This is a genomic window from SAR324 cluster bacterium, assembly GCA_015232315.1.
GTDB lineage: Bacteria > SAR324 > SAR324 > SAR324 > NAC60-12 > JADFZZ01.
This window is the reverse complement of record JADFZZ010000025.1, coordinates 62,238-78,006: the sequence shown is the minus strand read 5'-3', so window position 1 is coordinate 78,006 and position 15,769 is coordinate 62,238. Positions and strand designations below refer to the sequence as shown.

Annotated in this window: 11 protein-coding genes; 9 read left to right on the top strand and 2 right to left on the bottom strand. The window is 44.2% G+C overall.

All coding sequences use genetic code 11. The features are described from left to right. Nucleotides 1-304: 304 nt before the first annotated feature. The 8 genes from HQM11_15445 (at nt 305) to ilvN (ending at nt 12,598) form a co-directional block, all read left to right on the top strand. Nucleotides 305-547: a DUF2283 domain-containing protein gene (locus tag HQM11_15445; protein ID MBF0352427.1), complete on the top strand. Its 243-nt coding sequence runs from the start codon at nt 305-307 to the stop codon at nt 545-547. Nucleotides 548-804: 257 nt separating this feature from the next. Further along, a complete protein-coding gene (locus tag HQM11_15440; GenBank protein MBF0352426.1) occupies nt 805-2,811 on the top strand; it encodes an AMP-binding protein in 2,007 nt (668 codons plus the stop codon). A gap of 269 nt (nt 2,812-3,080) precedes the next feature. Then, the gene (locus HQM11_15435) at nt 3,081-3,857 is read left to right on the top strand and encodes a hypothetical protein (protein MBF0352425.1); all 777 of its coding nucleotides are present in this window, start codon (nt 3,081-3,083) and stop codon (nt 3,855-3,857) included. An 8-nt stretch (nt 3,858-3,865) separates the two neighbouring features. Next, nucleotides 3,866-4,297, top strand: a complete 432-nt coding sequence (locus HQM11_15430; GenBank protein MBF0352424.1) for a hypothetical protein — start codon at nt 3,866-3,868, stop codon at nt 4,295-4,297. A gap of 66 nt (nt 4,298-4,363) precedes the next feature. Next, nucleotides 4,364-7,735 carry an ATP-binding cassette domain-containing protein gene (locus tag HQM11_15425; GenBank protein ID MBF0352423.1) on the top strand — a complete coding sequence of 1,124 codons (3,372 nt, stop codon included), beginning with the start codon at nt 4,364-4,366 and terminating at the stop codon, nt 7,733-7,735. Between the two features lie 19 nt (nt 7,736-7,754). Beyond that, nucleotides 7,755-9,935 (top strand): adenylate/guanylate cyclase domain-containing protein, encoded by a 2,181-nt coding sequence (locus tag HQM11_15420; GenBank protein ID MBF0352422.1) that lies wholly within the window; start codon nt 7,755-7,757, stop codon nt 9,933-9,935. Nucleotides 9,936-10,353: 418 nt separating this feature from the next. After that, complete coding sequence (ilvB, locus tag HQM11_15415) at nt 10,354-12,063, top strand: biosynthetic-type acetolactate synthase large subunit (GenBank protein MBF0352421.1); 1,710 nt, start codon at nt 10,354-10,356, stop codon at nt 12,061-12,063. Nucleotides 12,064-12,106: 43 nt separating this feature from the next. Beyond that, on the top strand, nt 12,107-12,598 hold the full coding sequence (gene ilvN / locus HQM11_15410) for an acetolactate synthase small subunit (protein MBF0352420.1): 492 nt from the start codon (nt 12,107-12,109) through the stop codon (nt 12,596-12,598). A gap of 4 nt (nt 12,599-12,602) precedes the next feature. On the opposite strand, the gene HQM11_15405 is transcribed toward ilvN, so the two are convergent. After that, a complete protein-coding gene (locus tag HQM11_15405) occupies nt 12,603-12,845 on the bottom strand; it encodes a glutathione S-transferase N-terminal domain-containing protein (GenBank protein MBF0352419.1) in 243 nt (80 codons plus the stop codon). Between the two features lie 75 nt (nt 12,846-12,920). Continuing rightward, entirely contained in the window at nt 12,921-13,553 is a 633-nt protein-coding gene (locus tag HQM11_15400; protein ID MBF0352418.1) for a peroxiredoxin, read from the bottom strand. A 951-nt stretch (nt 13,554-14,504) separates the two neighbouring features. On the opposite strand from HQM11_15400, the gene HQM11_15395 reads away from it, so the two are divergent. After that, a complete protein-coding gene (locus HQM11_15395; protein ID MBF0352417.1) occupies nt 14,505-15,746 on the top strand; it encodes a hypothetical protein in 1,242 nt (413 codons plus the stop codon). The last annotated feature ends 23 nt before the right edge of the window (nt 15,747-15,769 follow it).

Here is a 15,769-nt window from a genome sequence, read left to right as displayed (position 1 = left end):
GATCTTGATTTCATAATTGGACATAGGATTCTCGCATCAAAAGGTTCTTTTTGGGGGAAAATAACGCAAAATCCAGTGTATTCCTGTTCTACAACATATTCAAATCACCTGCACAGCTCGAAATTTTGCATCAGTTTTTTAGTACTCGGCTTCGGCAACATTCAGTGTCCCTGGGTTGCCGAAGCTTAGCTCAGACGTTGTAAGTCATTCCTCAATCAAACCATGTCTCCCAGGTTGTGAATCGTGTTGATTTAAACGGTTTACTTCCCTTATACAAAACGCTATTTTCAAGGAGGAGGTGTTTATGAAAATCAAATACTCAAAAGAAGCTGATGTATTGCTTATCGAATTAAAACAGGGAATCCCCATGGATTCAGTGGATTTGAGTGAAGGAGTGATTCTTCATCTGGATCAAGCGGGAGCGCCCCTGGAAATTGAATTGCTCGACGCTTCCAAAACTGTCGAGTTGGACGAAATCAGCGTGGTATCTTCATTGATTCCTCCTTTCGCCTCCTCTTCGCTTTTCCATGGCAAAACACATTCTTGATTCAAGAATGGAACGCTCAAAAAATAACATGGAAAACTTTCTGGTTACGAACACCCCGTTCGTAACCGTTCCATGCCCCACCGCCGGTGGGTGCGAAGCAGAACAGAGCCTGGTGGATAACGTGCCCCACGGGACGTAGGGCACGAGCAAACTTTTACAACTTATTCTTTTGCCATTCCTATGTTATTTTTTCAACGTTCCAAAATCTTAATTGGACATATCGGCAAATTCCCTCAATCATTAACGCAGGAGTTATCATGGAACCAAAAAATTTTAAGACAATCGTTGCCATTGCACAGCAAAGAGCCATTGATCATCCAGACAGAAATTATGTTATTTTTCTGGAAGATGGCGATGACAAGGAGGTTTTTTTAACCTATGCGCAACTTGATCGCATGGCCAAGAATACTGGTGCATGGCTACAGATGCAGGGATTGAAAAAAGGGGATCGGGTCATCACCGTGCTTCCCAATGGCACAAATTTCACACAAATATTTTATGGCTGTCTTTACAGTGGGATTCTGCCTGTACCGCTTTCAGAACCAGCAGGTCGTCGTCACATGGAAATTTATCTGGAAACCTTCATTCCGACCCTGAAAGTCTGCAAACCCAAAGTGCTGATCACAACAGCACCTATGGCAGAATTTCTCCGCACACAATTGCCGCCCGCATTGCAACAAATGTTCTCCTCGGTCCTGATTGTTTCAGATGAAGAAATTCTTAAATCATCCCAACTTTCATTCACTCAACCTGAAATCAAGGCTGATGACACGGCCTATCTTCAATTTTCTTCCGGAAGCACAGGAACCCCCAAAGGAATCATGATCGGGCACAGTAATATCCTGGCAAACATGGAACAGGCCCGTGTTTTCGGACAATGGGAAGAAGGCCGTGGAACAGGTCTCTGGCTCCCGTTGTTTCATGATTTTGGTCTGGCGGCCGGAATGCTTGGCGCCATGTACATCGGTGGTTTTGTGGTGCTGATGACGCCTCTTGAGTTTATTCGCAAGCCATTGCGCTGGTTGGCCTCCATGTCCAAATACCGTTGCGGATACAGTTACGCGCCTCCATTTGGCTATGATCTTTGTCTGAGTAAAATCACCTCGGAAGATAAAAAGAAACTGGATCTGTCCTGTCTGGTCTCAATGGTCAATGGGGCGGAACCCGTTCATTATCAATCGGTAAAACGGTTTAATGAATATTTTGCGGATTGTGGCTTGAAGCCTACCGTGGTCAGACCGGGATTTGGAATGGCCGAAACGGTCATCATGTTTTCAGAATCACAAGGACTGGAAGCACTATGCGTTGACAAAATACTGCTTGAAACCGAGGGGCGCCTGAAACTGGTGGAAGAATCAACGCCATCCCATGAAAAAAAGTATCTGGTCAGTCTGGGCACCCACATGATCAATCATGAAATTGCCATTCGGGATCTGGACAACAAGCCTCTACCAGAAGGCGAAGTGGGTGAAATCATGATCAGTGGTCCGAGTGTGTGCCAGGGATATTACCTGAACCCTGAAGCTACCAAAGAAATTTTTCAACAGGAACTCAAAGGCAAACAGGGATTGTTTCTCGCTACCGGAGATATGGGATTGTTGTGGAAAGACAACCTGTATTTTGCGGGAAGAATCAAGGACATCATCATCATTCGTGGTCGTAATTATTATCCACAGGATATTGAATACATTGTTCCACAGGTCAAGGAAGTCCGTCCCGGTTGTGTGGTTGCCTTTGCGTCGGGTGAAGATGAAGAACATTCAGAACATCTGGCAATCGCCATGGAAATCAAGGCCGAATTGCTGAAAGACATGGAAATGTTTAATAACTACGTCCTGCCAGCCATTGATAAAAAAGTGGTTGAACTGGTGGGCGACCGTCTGCAAATCCATCCTGCCGAACGGATCTATCTGGAACCGGGAGCGATTGAAAAAACATCCAGTGGAAAAATTAAAAATCAGGCAAACCGCAAAAAATTCCTCAAGGAAACATTTCCCGGATTGATTGTCCGACTTGTGGATGACGCCATCAAACCTGTTCAACAGGAGACTGGTTCCCTGACGGATACAATTTATCAACTCTTTGAAAAAATTGTTGAGGTCAAACCTCTGGCAGGGGTCCCCGTGTTTGACATCGGTGGAGACTCGGTCGCGGTTGTTGAATTTCTGGAAGCAGTGCAGTCTGAATATCCCAAATTCAATGTGGATGAGGTCAATGAAACAACCACCCTTGATGATATCATCCGTTGGATTGAGGCCAACTGATTGTTCCCCCCGATTGCAGGCATTTTCATCCATTTGCAAAATGCCTGGAATTGATTCTTGACAAGACTTAAACGCATAGATAAAGACAACGAAGACAATTCCTGTGTCTTTATTTTGTGTTCAATTCCGAAAATGACTATTGAACCTGCTGGTCCATCGCACCGGCTCCGATCAAAGGCCCCCGGAATCAGACGCTATCTCCCATGCAGGAACAACGTCTGCACGGTATTCATGAAATATATAAAATGTTGTTTTTTGAAGGAGTTATTATGAAGAATTGGATCGTAATCCTTGTGATCTGTTGCGGTTTGACCTCCGTTTATGCCCAGGAAAAGATTGATCCGAATGAAGAGGTTAAGACAACGTTGATGATACCCTCGCCCGTAGAAATGGTAGTCTGGGGAAAAGCACTGGATGTAGAAACACAGATTGCTGTTGGAATTGATGTGTTCATCTATCGCTATACCCGGGAGAAAAAAGAACAGGGTGCGGTGTATCTCGGACGAACCATGGCCATCGTATTGCTGGGACTTGAGCACATGGATGATCGGACGTTGGGACGGTTCCTGCTCAAAATCAAGGATGGGATGAATTCGCTGGAACTGGATCCTAAATATATTGATGAATTTGAGGGACTGCGAACCCAGTTTGAAAACAAGGCCATCTCCCGTTCAGATCTGATCACCCAGCTTGATATTGCCTATGCGGATCTCACCTCTGGCGGTCATGACAACAAGGATGACAATCTGGTGTATAACATTCTTCAGGGAAGCGCCTGGGTTCAGGGACAAAACCTGCTGGCACGAGCCATTAAAAAACAGAACAAATATGAATTTTCAAAAATTCTGCTGGACCGGCCAGCCGTTGTGGATTTTATCCTCACCACCCTCAAAAAAGCCAAACAGGAGGGGAAACCAGAATCTGTGATTGACCCACTTTATTCCTCCATGGATGAGTATCGAAAAGCAACCTCAGGTGCCAATATCGGCCCTAAGGAAATTGATGTGGTGATCACCGAAACCGATAAATTCCTGATGAAATATTAAGGAGTGTCATGATGCGTCACTGGATAGCAGGTTTCATACTTGTGCTGGCAATTACAACAAATGCTGAAGCAAAAGACAATAAAGCCGTTCTGGAAGTCACCAGATGCGCAACCGATATAAGCTCTCTGCTGAAAAAAGAAATGAATGTCCGTCTCGTCAAAATGGATCGTGATTTTCTCCAGGCGGAAGGCTCCTTTGTTAATTATCGGGTGCCCTTTCTTCAGCAAACTTCTTATGTTCTGGCCGCCTGTGGAGAACCCTCGATCAAAGCTCTGGATATCAAAATTTATGATGCCACCGGAAATCTGGTGGCTAAAAATGAAAAAAGTGGAAACCGTCCCATGGTCAAATTTCAACCACCCTCCACCTCAGTATTCATTTTGAAAATTCTGGCATCGCAGGGAATGGGAAATTATGCGTTTATTTTGATGTCCCAATGATATCCAGTTCGATGTGATTTGCTGAATTTTCCCGTAATAACGCAATCCGCCTCCAGGATTTCCCACATGAACCATAGTCCCCAGGCTGAACAACCCTCATCAACCTTGACGTTCAAGCTTCCTCATCCGGTGCCAGTTGTTCTCATTCTAGGTGAGGGCTATAAAAAAAAGACAAATCTGCTCGAAATTTCCATCACGCAGGCACGGATCCAACGTCCTGAAAACATGACCTTGCCCATCACCTGTCTGCAATTGAATGAGAATTTATCACTAAAGATAACCACTGAAATCAATGCTGATGAAGCACCCCCCAATGAAATATTGATCCATTTTTCTGAACCGAATGCACAGGCCGAACAACTGGACCAGTTCATCACTTATCTGTTGCGCCGTGAGTATCAACCTGTGGATGTGGATGATTTCCGGTTTCTGATTCATTGCATGGCGCTGGATGGACTCAAAAGCAAAGAAACTGAAACGCTGACCGAATGGCTACGTGTCTCAGAGTTTCCTCCGGAAGTTTCTGATGCGGTCTTGTTACTGCTTCAAATGCCACCGGCACCCTCATTAGCCTTCCAGAAAGTCAAGGAATACCTCTTGTTTCAGAGAGAAAGCGACCTTTCACTCAAAAAAACACTGTGGCATAATCTGGGCATTTTGATGAGTGCTGAACACAAGATTTCCATTCATCAAAAACTGATTATCCGCACCATCATTGAAACGATCCCCGCCCTTTCAGCCATGCTGGATGAGTTTCGCAATACGCAACTCGTGTTTGTTTCTCAAAAAGATCTGCACGCCAGAGAATATATTCTGAGAACCCTGAAACAAAAAATCCAGGCCTCCCCTCAGGCTTCCTGGGACATGACAGACAATGAACTCTGGATTGTGTTTCTGGTCATCAAACTCGGAAGATTGTTTGTGTCCTCAGCCTTTCTCAGGGAACATTTAAAATGGTACACCTCCCTCATTCAGCCTTATTTTCTACTCCATGAAACATTGCTTCAGGATCTGATTGAAAGCAGTCTGTCTGATGAAGAATTCAAAGACAATGATCTGGTCGATGAATTTCTACTGGTCGCAGATCCTGACCAGCGAAGTATCCTGATTGAAATTTTGCGGGAAATGATCAGCACGCAATCCAAACTCAGCCGTTACAAAATTGATATTTTTGCCAGACTGGTTCAGGGACGAGGAAAAATCATGCTGGTTTCTCCGGAACAGGGATTGGGACTTTCAGACATTCTGACCATCGGCCCCAAACCCGAACACCAGTTGCGGTTATCGCAGGCCCCACGTCCTGATTGTGAGCTTAAAATTGAGTTTATGGATCAGGGATTCCGGATACAAGCTGATGAAAAAACCTCGTTTTATGTGGGAGGCCGCCGTTATCAGCAGTTTGAAGGAAATCAGTCTTTTCTTCAATTCCGCCTGGAACAGACCAAATTTTATTTTTTTCCACAGGCCAGAATTCTGTTTTATGAACAACACCAGCACCACTATCTGTCTCTCAACAACTATGAAGTGCTCGTGAAGAGCCATGCCCGATTGTTTCATTTTTCCCGTCAATCCAGACATGTATTGAAGCACATCCAGGTTTCTTTCCGCAGTGGTGAATTCACAGGAATATTTGGTCCGACAGGCGCAGGGAAATCGTCTCTGTTGAGAGCCTTGCTCAACCAATATGAAAACCATGGTGACATCTGGTTCGATGGCATTTCTTATCGTGATTATTACCAGAATCATATTCAGGAAGTCGGCTATGTGCCACAGGATGAAGTTTTATACCGGGATCTGACCATTCATGAAACATTGCATTATTCCATACTTTTACGAGGACTGGCCCGCAAACGGAAGGATGTCAAATCACTGATAGACCAGACCATTCAGGAACTTGGACTGGAAAAAGCCATTCATGTTCTCATTGGAGACGACCAGAAACAGGGCATCAGCGGTGGTCAGCGAAAACGGGTTAATCTCGCACTGGAACTGCTATCCCCCAACACACTCCTGCTGATGCTGGATGAGCCAACGTCAGGGCTGGACCCCAGCACTGAGCTTCAAACCCACAAACTGTTGAGAAATCTCGCGGCCAAGGGATTATTTGTACTGGTGGTGTCTCACAGTCTGTATGAGGCAACCATGAATATTCTCGATATGGCCCTGATTCTTACCGATCAGGGGGAAATAGCCTATTACGGCCCGTCGATTGACGCCAAATCTTATTTTCAGGTGGAAACCCCTGAAGAAATTTTCAATGTGCTGTCACAATATCCATCAACGCACTGGGTTCAAAAATATCATCGAAATGAAAACCCGTATTACCGAAAATATGTGCTTTCACGACTCAATTTTAACCAGACTCAGGTGATTGACACCATTCAATCCTCCAGAAAATTCAAGGAGGAACTGGCCAAAAAACAGGATAATCTGTCTCGTGCGACAGGCGATGCGTTGGACAGGAAACCCGGATGGTTCACGCAGTCCGGAATTTTTATCCAGCGGCAGGCCAAACGCCAATTTCGAGATTTGCAATCCCTTTTTTCCAGAACATCCCAGGCTGTTTTACTGGCCCTGGTTTTAAGAATTGCCTACACAGCGCCTGAAAGCGGACTATTGACCTTGATGAGCATCATTCCGGTATGGATGGGCGCGACCATGAGTGTGAGAGCCATCAATTCAGAATATTCCATTTTTCTTCGGGAACGGCGTTATGGCATAGGCATTGTGCCTTATGTCGTTTCACTCTTTGTGGTCCATTCGCTGGTAATTTTTCCACAGATTCTGATTTTTTTAGGCTGTCTCTATCTGATGATTCCCTTGTCCTCATTTGGTTTTGCGTTTGCGGATGTTTTTCTGATCATTTATCTCACCAGTCTCACAGGCATCAATCTGGGCATTCTTCTGTCGGCAGTGTTTACCTCTCAACAGGCCTCAGTCAACGCCTTGCCTGTCTTTCTGGTGTTGATGATTCTGTTTGGCGGAAGTGTGATTGCGGTTAAGGAAATGGGCACTATGTCCTATGCGGCATCCAACATCACCCCCACACGATGGGCCCTTGAAGGTCTGCTCTATGAAGGGGAATGCATGGTGAGCAAGGTGCCGAGCGGCACTTCATGGGAATGGTGCGGGCAAGTGGATGACGCACTCCGCCAGCAAATGCAGACCGATAAATTATATCCACTTGAAATGAAATCACCTCATTGGGCAACCCCCTGGTACAATGTTATAATGGCCAGGGAAGAGGAAGCAATAAAAGTCGGAATTGGACTGAGAGCACTGGGGTTTTACCGTCCGATGGAATGCACCCTGGATAATTATGATTTCTGCCCTCAAGCACTGATCCACCGGCAATGGATCACAATCAACCTGATATTGATTTCCCTGGTGATGTTGACTGCCAGCATCCTGGTTTTAGTCTGGAGAACACGAAAATAACTTCAGAAAAATTTGACTTATGGGCGCTTCCTTCAAACAATCCAGAATCCTTATCAGCCTGTTTATCTCTATAATCAGTCTTATTTTGTGTTTCTTGATAGAACAGGGAGAGTTTCTTACATTCCTGGAAAACAAACTGTTTGATTATCGTCTCCGTGCGGTTCATGCGCAGGATAGCATTTCCCAAGATATCGTAATTATTTTAATTGATGAAGCCTCGCTCAAAACAATGGCACCCCTGGCAGGAAGGTGGCCCTGGCCCCGGTCTCTGTTTGCGGAATTGATTGAGTTTCTGACAAATGCTGAAGCAAAAATGGTTCTGTTTGATATCATGTTTACAGAACCACAGACTCCGCGATTGCCAAATGGTGAATTGGGACCTGATGATATGGCACTGGCCTATAGCACGGCAGGAAGCGGAATTGTAATTCACGCATCTCAATTTGTGCAAGAAGATCATAACAGTCAGAAAATAATCCCGCAGACGATCCCCGAAGATTTTGTGAACGCCTTTTCCCTTCATGATATTTCCACCCGGGATATTTCACTGCCTGACACCAACACGTTCTATCTGCCGCTGACTGAACTGTATCAGGGAGCTCTTGGCGTAGGAATTGTGGAATTCCGACCAGACTCTGATGGTGTTTATCGCCGGACACAATTGGTACGGAAACATGGTACAGACTATTTTCCGGTGTTATCGCTGGCGACACTTCTACAACTCCAGAACATGCCCCCTCTTCAAATTTCATCAGGTCTGCTTCACTTTGGATCTATCAAATTTCCTCTTGAAAAAGATGGAAGTTATCTTATCAACATGCGACGCAAATTCATGGATTATTCCATCAGCGGGCTGTTTGCCACGATCCAGCAAATCCGAAATGGCCAAACAGAGAATCTGTTGATTGACCCTGAAGAATTTAGAGACAAAATTATTATCATTGGCGCCAGTGCCGCTGGTGTGGAAGACTTGAAACACACATCCCTGGGAGAAAATCTGCCTGGAGTTTTTCTGCACGCATCCATTTTGAGCAATGGACTCAACCATGAATTCATTCGAACACTTCCAGGAATGGTGGGCTGGATTGCCGCGTTCATTGGTGGTCTCTGGCTGGCCTGGGGAATTCAGTGGTCCAAAAACATCTGGGCACAATTGGTTATCATTCTACCGCTGTTTACAGGATGGATCGCTATTGCCCTGTTCAGCTTTGCCAAAACGCTTGTCTGGATTCCAGTCATTCCAGTGATCCTGCCTTGGGCTTTGACCATATCAGGTGCCCTGTCGTGGAAGGCCACCACTGAAGGCCGCGAAAAACGTAAAACCCGCAAAATGTTTTCACAGTATGTCTCTCCCGCCATTTTGGCAGAAGTGATGAATTCAAACAAAGAAACCCTGACACCTCAAGTGGGTATCAAGGAAAACCTCACCGTACTTTTTTCTGATATCAGGGGCTTTACCAGTTTTTCTGAAACAACGCCCACGGAACAGGTCGTAGAAATGCTGAATTATTATTTGAAAGAAATGGTGAATGTGGTGTTTGAATATGATGGCACCCTGGACAAATTCATTGGGGACGCCATCATGGCTTTCTGGGGAGCCCCCCTCAAAACAGAAAATCATCCCGAAAAAGCTGTGATCGCCGCATTGCGCATGAAAGATGCCTTGATTCGAGTCAACGATCATTTCCATGAGAAAGGATTCCCCGGTTTTGAAATCGGAATCGGATTGAATACAGGATCCATGATTCTGGGCAACATTGGTTCTGAAAAGAAACTCGACTACACAGTGATCGGGGACAACGTCAATCTTGCCTCACGAATTGAAGGCATGACCAAACACTATGGCTGTGACATCCTGGTGAGTGATTCCACCAGAAATCGTGTGAGCGATGAGATTTGTTTCCGCATCGTGGATTATGTTCAAGCCAAAGGCAAACAACAATCCATCAAAATATACCATCCACTAGGATTTGAAGCTGAACTTTCCGCTGATCAAATGTCACTGGCAAGAGAAACCAACCGGGGGTTCACAGCCTATCAGAACCGTGATTGGGAAACCGCCATTCAGGCCTATCAAAACAATCTTTCCATAATCCCCAAGGACCGCTTGAGTCAAATGTTTATCCAACGATGTCGAGAATATCAGGAAACGCCTCCACCAGATTCCTGGAATGGAAGTCATGTGTTAACAGGAAAATAGACTTCTCAATAAAATATCCGTTTGCCCACCATATATTCCACAGAATATCCGCAATTGATGTCCATTTTTGTAGAATACTGAGCTTTTAGACTCTGAGCATGTATCGCTATTGGCAATAATTGTGGATATTGAGATCACTAACAGATTCATGAATAGCCTTTTATGAGTATAAAACCACTATTCCATAAAATCTTGAGTCACAAAAACATATAATCAACAATTTTTTACAAAATACGGATTTGTTTTAAATTTTAATATTTTTAATGGCTAGTTGTAAAACACAAAACCAACCATTCAAATAACACACCATGCACTAAGTCAAAAATTTTTAAACTAGTTGAATAATATATTTGCAACTTACATATTTAAATGTAATTTTTCATTCAAACATGAATTTAACCCCTAACAAAGAGGTAGTATGAATGGTTCACAGATGGTGATTGAAGCATTGAAGCGCGAAGGCGTTCAATTTATTTTCGGGTATCCCGGAGGAGCGTGTATTCCTCTGTTTGACGCGATTCTTGATGAACCTACCATTGACTTGATTCTGGTGCGCCATGAACAGGGAGCCTCACACATGGCTGATGGTTATGCGAGAGCAACAGGCAAAACAGGTGTCGTCCTGGTCACATCCGGTCCTGGAGCCACCAACACAATCAGTGGATTGTTAACCGCACAAATGGATTCAGTTCCATTGGTTGTTTTGACAGGCCAAACCATCACATCCAGCCTGGGAAAAGACGCCTTTCAGGAAGGTGATATTTTCGGTACGACCATGCCTGTGGTAAAACATAACTACCTGGTCAAAAAAACCGATGATATTCCAAGAATCATGAAAGAAGCATTTCACATTGCGTCAACAGGCCGTCCCGGTCCAGTATTGATTGATCTCCCCAAAGATGTTGTTTCCGCGGAATGCCATTCCACTTTTCCAGAAACAGTCAATCTGCCGGGATATCATATTCCGACAACAGGAGACCAGCAGGCTATCATCAAGGTAGCGGATTTGCTGGGTGAATCAAAACGTCCACTTTTACTCGTCGGGCATGGAACCATTATTTCAAAGGCAGGAGAACAAGTCAGAAAACTTGCTGAAAAACTGAATGCCCCAGTTGCCAACACACTGTTGGGCAAAGGAGCATTTCCGGAAACACATTCGTTGGCTCTGGGTATGCTGGGCATGCATGGAACAGCTTACGCAAACAAAGCCGTGGTCGATTGTGACCTGATCATGTCTATTGGATCAAGATGGGATGACCGAATCACAGGAAAAGTCAGTGAATTTTGTCCCAACGCAAAAAAAATCCATATTGATATCGATCCCGCAGAATTCGGAAAAATTATTCGACCTGATGTATCCATCTGTGGAGATGCCAAACTGGTTCTTGAAGAACTGCTACAGCATGTACACCTTCTGGACACCAAAGAATGGTTGGCAACTATCAAAAAATGGAAAAAACTGTATCCGCTTAAATATCCGAAACGAGGTGGGTTGCGAGCTCAATATGTGATTGACGAAATGTACCGTCTCACGGAAGGACAGGCCATTGTAACAACGGATGTCGGTCAACATCAAATGTGGGCGGCACAATTTTACCGATGCAGTTTTGAAAATCAGTGGATCTCCAGTGGTGGCGCCGGAACAATGGGATTTGGATTTCCAGCCGCGATTGGCGCCCAGTTGGCGCATCCCAACAAACAGGTTGTTGCCATTGTGGGCGACGGGGGATTTCAGATGACTCAGGCTGAACTTGCAACCGCGGCACTGCATAAACTTCCCATCAAAATTCTGATCATCAACAACCGTTATCTGGGGATGGTCCGACAATGGCAAAATATGTTTTTTGACAATCGACTGAGCGGAGTCGATCTTGAAGGAAATCCGGATTTTGTCAAACTGGCTGATGCTTATGGAATCAAGGGATTTCGTATTCGACGTACAGGGGATGTGACCAAGGTTCTAAAAAAAGCATTGGAATACAATGATGGACCATGTGTGATTGATGCGGAAGTTGTCAAGGGCGATAATGTATTTCCAATGATCCCGGCAGGTGCTCCAGTTTCAGCGATGATGATTGAAGCACCCAAAAAAGGATCCAAGCTGGAAAAACCTACAGGAAGTACCTGATCTGAACCCTGAATTCTGTTTACCTTTTGCGGATTAAATTAATATGGAAACGACTTATACGATAAGTATCCTGGTCAATAATAAACCAGGTGTTTTGATGAGATTGGCACAAACATTCGCACGAAGAGGATACAACGTTGATTCTCTGGTAGTATCCCCCTCTCATGAACCTGCATTTTCAAGAATGACCGTGGTTGTGAGTGGCGAACCTGATACGTTTGACCAAATTCTTCGGCAACTGAACAAACTGGTGGATGTTGTCCATGCAGTTCACCATCAGTCAGACAATGCGGTTGAACGAGAACTGGCACTGTTTAAAGTCAAAGCAGAATCAGATCGGAGAGCTGAAGTTTTTCAGATTCTTGAGGTTTTTAGAGCAAAAACCATAGATATCACTGAAAACTCCCTGGTTGTGGAGGTCACCGGCAGTTCATCCAAAATAGACGCCATTGAAAAATTATTTGGTCCGTTAGGGATTCTTGAAATGGTCCGATCAGGAAAGCTGATCATGGCCAGAGGTACGGACAAAACCTGAGTCCTCATTTCATAAATTTTTTCTCCAGGAAGGACGCAATATCACGTGACTCCAGCATGGGATTACCATCAATCACCAAACATGGGACCTGGGTTCTTCCTGTTAGTTTTTGCAAATCATTTCTGTAATCAGGATTTTCCCGGGTATTTTTGAACTGGATCAACTGCTCAATCCCCAATTGTTGGATTGCACTCAAAACAATCTGGCAAAACGGACATTCCCTGTAATAATACAATTCAAGATTCATACGACTCATCAAATAAAAAATGGCTGTTCCCCCATAGGAAAACAGCCATCAAACTGGTTAACAATTCTTTCTCAATTAATGGGAAGCTAAATATCCGGCAACACCATCATGAGTTGCTTTCATCGCATCTTTTCCTTTGTTCCAACCAGCCGGGCAAACCTCACCATATTCCTCAACATGCTGAAGGGCCTCCACGAGACGTAACGCTTCATCAATATTCCGTCCCAGTGGCATGTTATTGACCAGTTGATGTTGCACAACTCCTTTTTTATCAATCAGAAATAACCCACGGTAAGCAACCAGTTCACCTTTGGCCAGCAGATTACCGTCTTCATCATAATCATACTCACCTGCCAACACATCATAATTAGCGGAAATGGTTTTATTGGTATCTGCCACTAAAGGATAGGTTACGCCCTGAATGCCACCTTTATTTTTGGGCATTTGCAACCAGGCATGATGCGAAAATTCGGTATCCGTGGAAACACCGATTACTTCCGTATTCAATTTGGCAAATTTAGGCAATGCTTCCTGAAACGCATGCAGTTCGGTTGGGCATACAAAAGTAAAATCTTTGGGGTAGAAGAACAATATAACATATTTCTTTCCCAGAAATTGGGATAATGAAAATGTCGCGTTGAATTGATTTCCGTTAACCACAGCTTGAGCTGTAAAATCGGGTGCTTTTTTTCCTACAAGTACACTCATTTAGTCTCCTTAAAGTTTATGTAACATTACAAATGACAACCACTGATTAAAGCAATATGCACTGTCATTGACTGCATGGATGAGAGATAGTAATAACAGAAATTATTCAGAACAAGACTTTTGTTCATTTTTATTTTTTCATCCAAGTTTCGCCAGTTTCAGACGGTGGCCGATAAAGGAACTGCTGGAAGCATCGATGGTAAATACCCTTAATTGAATATGCTCCAGTGGATGTTCACCAAAAAAGGACTGCGTTAACATGGACTCCACCGGCTTCTCATCACGCTCGACACGCAACACCTCGACATCCGATAACTCTCAATCCAGTTCAAATCCCATCGTGACCTCATCCTTGACAAAAGGGGAACCATCGTAATCCCTTCAGTTCAAACTTCAACCACGGAAAAGCTCGGAGAGCCACTTTTCTTGTGCCATCATTTATTTTAATGAGACATGGTATGTTTGTGTTGCGTATCGCCAGGTATAATGATGCGTTTTGTCGCAGTCGTTTTTCCATCAAATTGTCGATGGAGAAATTTTCTCCAACCTAATACGTTAATGTCATTGATTTTATCATAAACCATTTCATTGTGGTGCATTTTTATAAAACAAATAATTGCATAATTATCTGGAAATTGTTTCAACACAAGAGTAGACGGCAAGGGTTAATAAATCAGATGGTTTAGTATCAGGTGTCATTAAAATCATGCTTGGCGTGACCAGGAACCCAGGTGCTGATGATCATGTCAGTTCCAGTATTTTTTAATGTGTTTAATTAGTGAGTTGCGAATGTTTACACTTCAACAACATTCTATCAGGACCACTCTCCTCCTTATCTTCTTCATTTGTTACACCGCGCTTTTTTTGATCCCTGCTGCTGTTTTTGCTGAAGAGTCCTCTTCTGAGCAGGAATCCAAAGAGACGGTCCCTGAGAAGAAAACAACAGACCGCATGGGATTTATTTCCGTCGCTTATATCTCCCGATCCACGACCTATAATGACGTTGACTATACCGATCAGGATCTGCGCACCAAAGTGGGAGCTGATCTCATTATGTCGGACAACGCTTACGAATTTCATTTTTTTGGAGAAAACCGGACTGATCTGGATCCAGTTGATCCTGCAGAGACAGCGTATGACCCTTTCAGGGATCTCGGCGATACTCAGGAGGCGTCTTCAAGCTATGTGTATGAGGCTCATTTTGATATGAATCACGTCATGAAGTTGAATCAACTTCGGCTAGGGCGGCAAGCGAGCACCCGTGATGGCTGGATTTATTTTGATGGGATTGCCGCGGATCTGAAACTCTCTTCTGAATGGTTCTTTACTGTCAGTGGAGGCAAGAGTGTTCACTATCATGAAACAACACCGGGTTCAGATGTGACTGCAATTTTCGGTGTTGATTATTCTCCGTTGGAAAGTACCAAGTTAAGCCTGGATGTGCTTTCCGCCAAGGATGAACGGACTCAACGAAAAGAGGTTACTGATCAAAATGATCAAATGGTCTCACTGAAACTGCAACAATTGTTTGCTCCCGGTTCAAAAGGCATCGCAAAAGTACGTTGGCTCAATGGCGAGACAAGAGATATGACACTCAGTTCTCTCAATAGCGATCTCGCAGGGTTTGAATTGTATTTCCGCTATTTCCGACAACTCCTCTTACAGCAGGAATTGTCCAATGAAACATCGTTGTTTTATGATGTGCTGGGCGATTCCAATCCATATCACAGTTATGACCTCAAGGTTCGTAAAGAATTTGCGGACAACTATTCGCTGAGTCTGGGGTATTTTGCTCGGGCGTTGCTGGACACAGAAGATGAAAGTGTCTTCAACCGCGAATATTCCAGGGCGTTTACTGTGTTTGAAGTGTATGAGTTTCTCATGGAAAATTTATCGCTGTCCCTGACCGGGGAGCAATGGCAAAGCAAAACGTATGAAGGCAACTCCGGAGGTTTTGATCTGGAATACCGCAACGGAAAAAAGCGTGCCTTGAAAGTGAATGTCGGTACTTACTTCAGTCTGTATAAATATGAAGATTATCTGGAATTGGGAGAACGCACTGAGGTGCAAACACAATATGTGAAAGCAACGATTCCCGTTGGCGAGCATTACAAGGTCACCGGTGGCGTTGAAATGGAGCAAAGCCTGGAAGATTATCAAACTATGAAGGTGGAGGTACGTCGTGATTTCTAAATATTCCCCAATCCAACGCAATT

What these genes read in the sequence shown, in the direction of transcription:
- HQM11_15445 (MBF0352427.1), top strand. Translation starts at nt 305, where the DNA reads ATGAAAATCAAATACTCAAAAGAAGCTGATGTATTGCTTATCGAATTA.
- HQM11_15440 (MBF0352426.1), top strand. Translation starts at nt 805, where the DNA reads ATGGAACCAAAAAATTTTAAGACAATCGTTGCCATTGCACAGCAAAGA.
- HQM11_15435 (MBF0352425.1), top strand. Translation starts at nt 3,081, where the DNA reads ATGAAGAATTGGATCGTAATCCTTGTGATCTGTTGCGGTTTGACCTCC.
- HQM11_15430 (MBF0352424.1), top strand. Translation starts at nt 3,866, where the DNA reads ATGATGCGTCACTGGATAGCAGGTTTCATACTTGTGCTGGCAATTACA.
- HQM11_15425 (MBF0352423.1), top strand. Translation starts at nt 4,364, where the DNA reads ATGAACCATAGTCCCCAGGCTGAACAACCCTCATCAACCTTGACGTTC.
- HQM11_15420 (MBF0352422.1), top strand. Translation starts at nt 7,755, where the DNA reads ATGGGCGCTTCCTTCAAACAATCCAGAATCCTTATCAGCCTGTTTATC.
- ilvB (MBF0352421.1), top strand. Translation starts at nt 10,354, where the DNA reads ATGAATGGTTCACAGATGGTGATTGAAGCATTGAAGCGCGAAGGCGTT.
- ilvN (MBF0352420.1), top strand. Translation starts at nt 12,107, where the DNA reads ATGGAAACGACTTATACGATAAGTATCCTGGTCAATAATAAACCAGGT.
- HQM11_15405 (MBF0352419.1), bottom strand. Translation starts at nt 12,845, where the DNA reads ATGAATCTTGAATTGTATTATTACAGGGAATGTCCGTTTTGCCAGATT.
- HQM11_15400 (MBF0352418.1), bottom strand. Translation starts at nt 13,553, where the DNA reads ATGAGTGTACTTGTAGGAAAAAAAGCACCCGATTTTACAGCTCAAGCT.
- HQM11_15395 (MBF0352417.1), top strand. Translation starts at nt 14,505, where the DNA reads ATGGGATTTATTTCCGTCGCTTATATCTCCCGATCCACGACCTATAAT.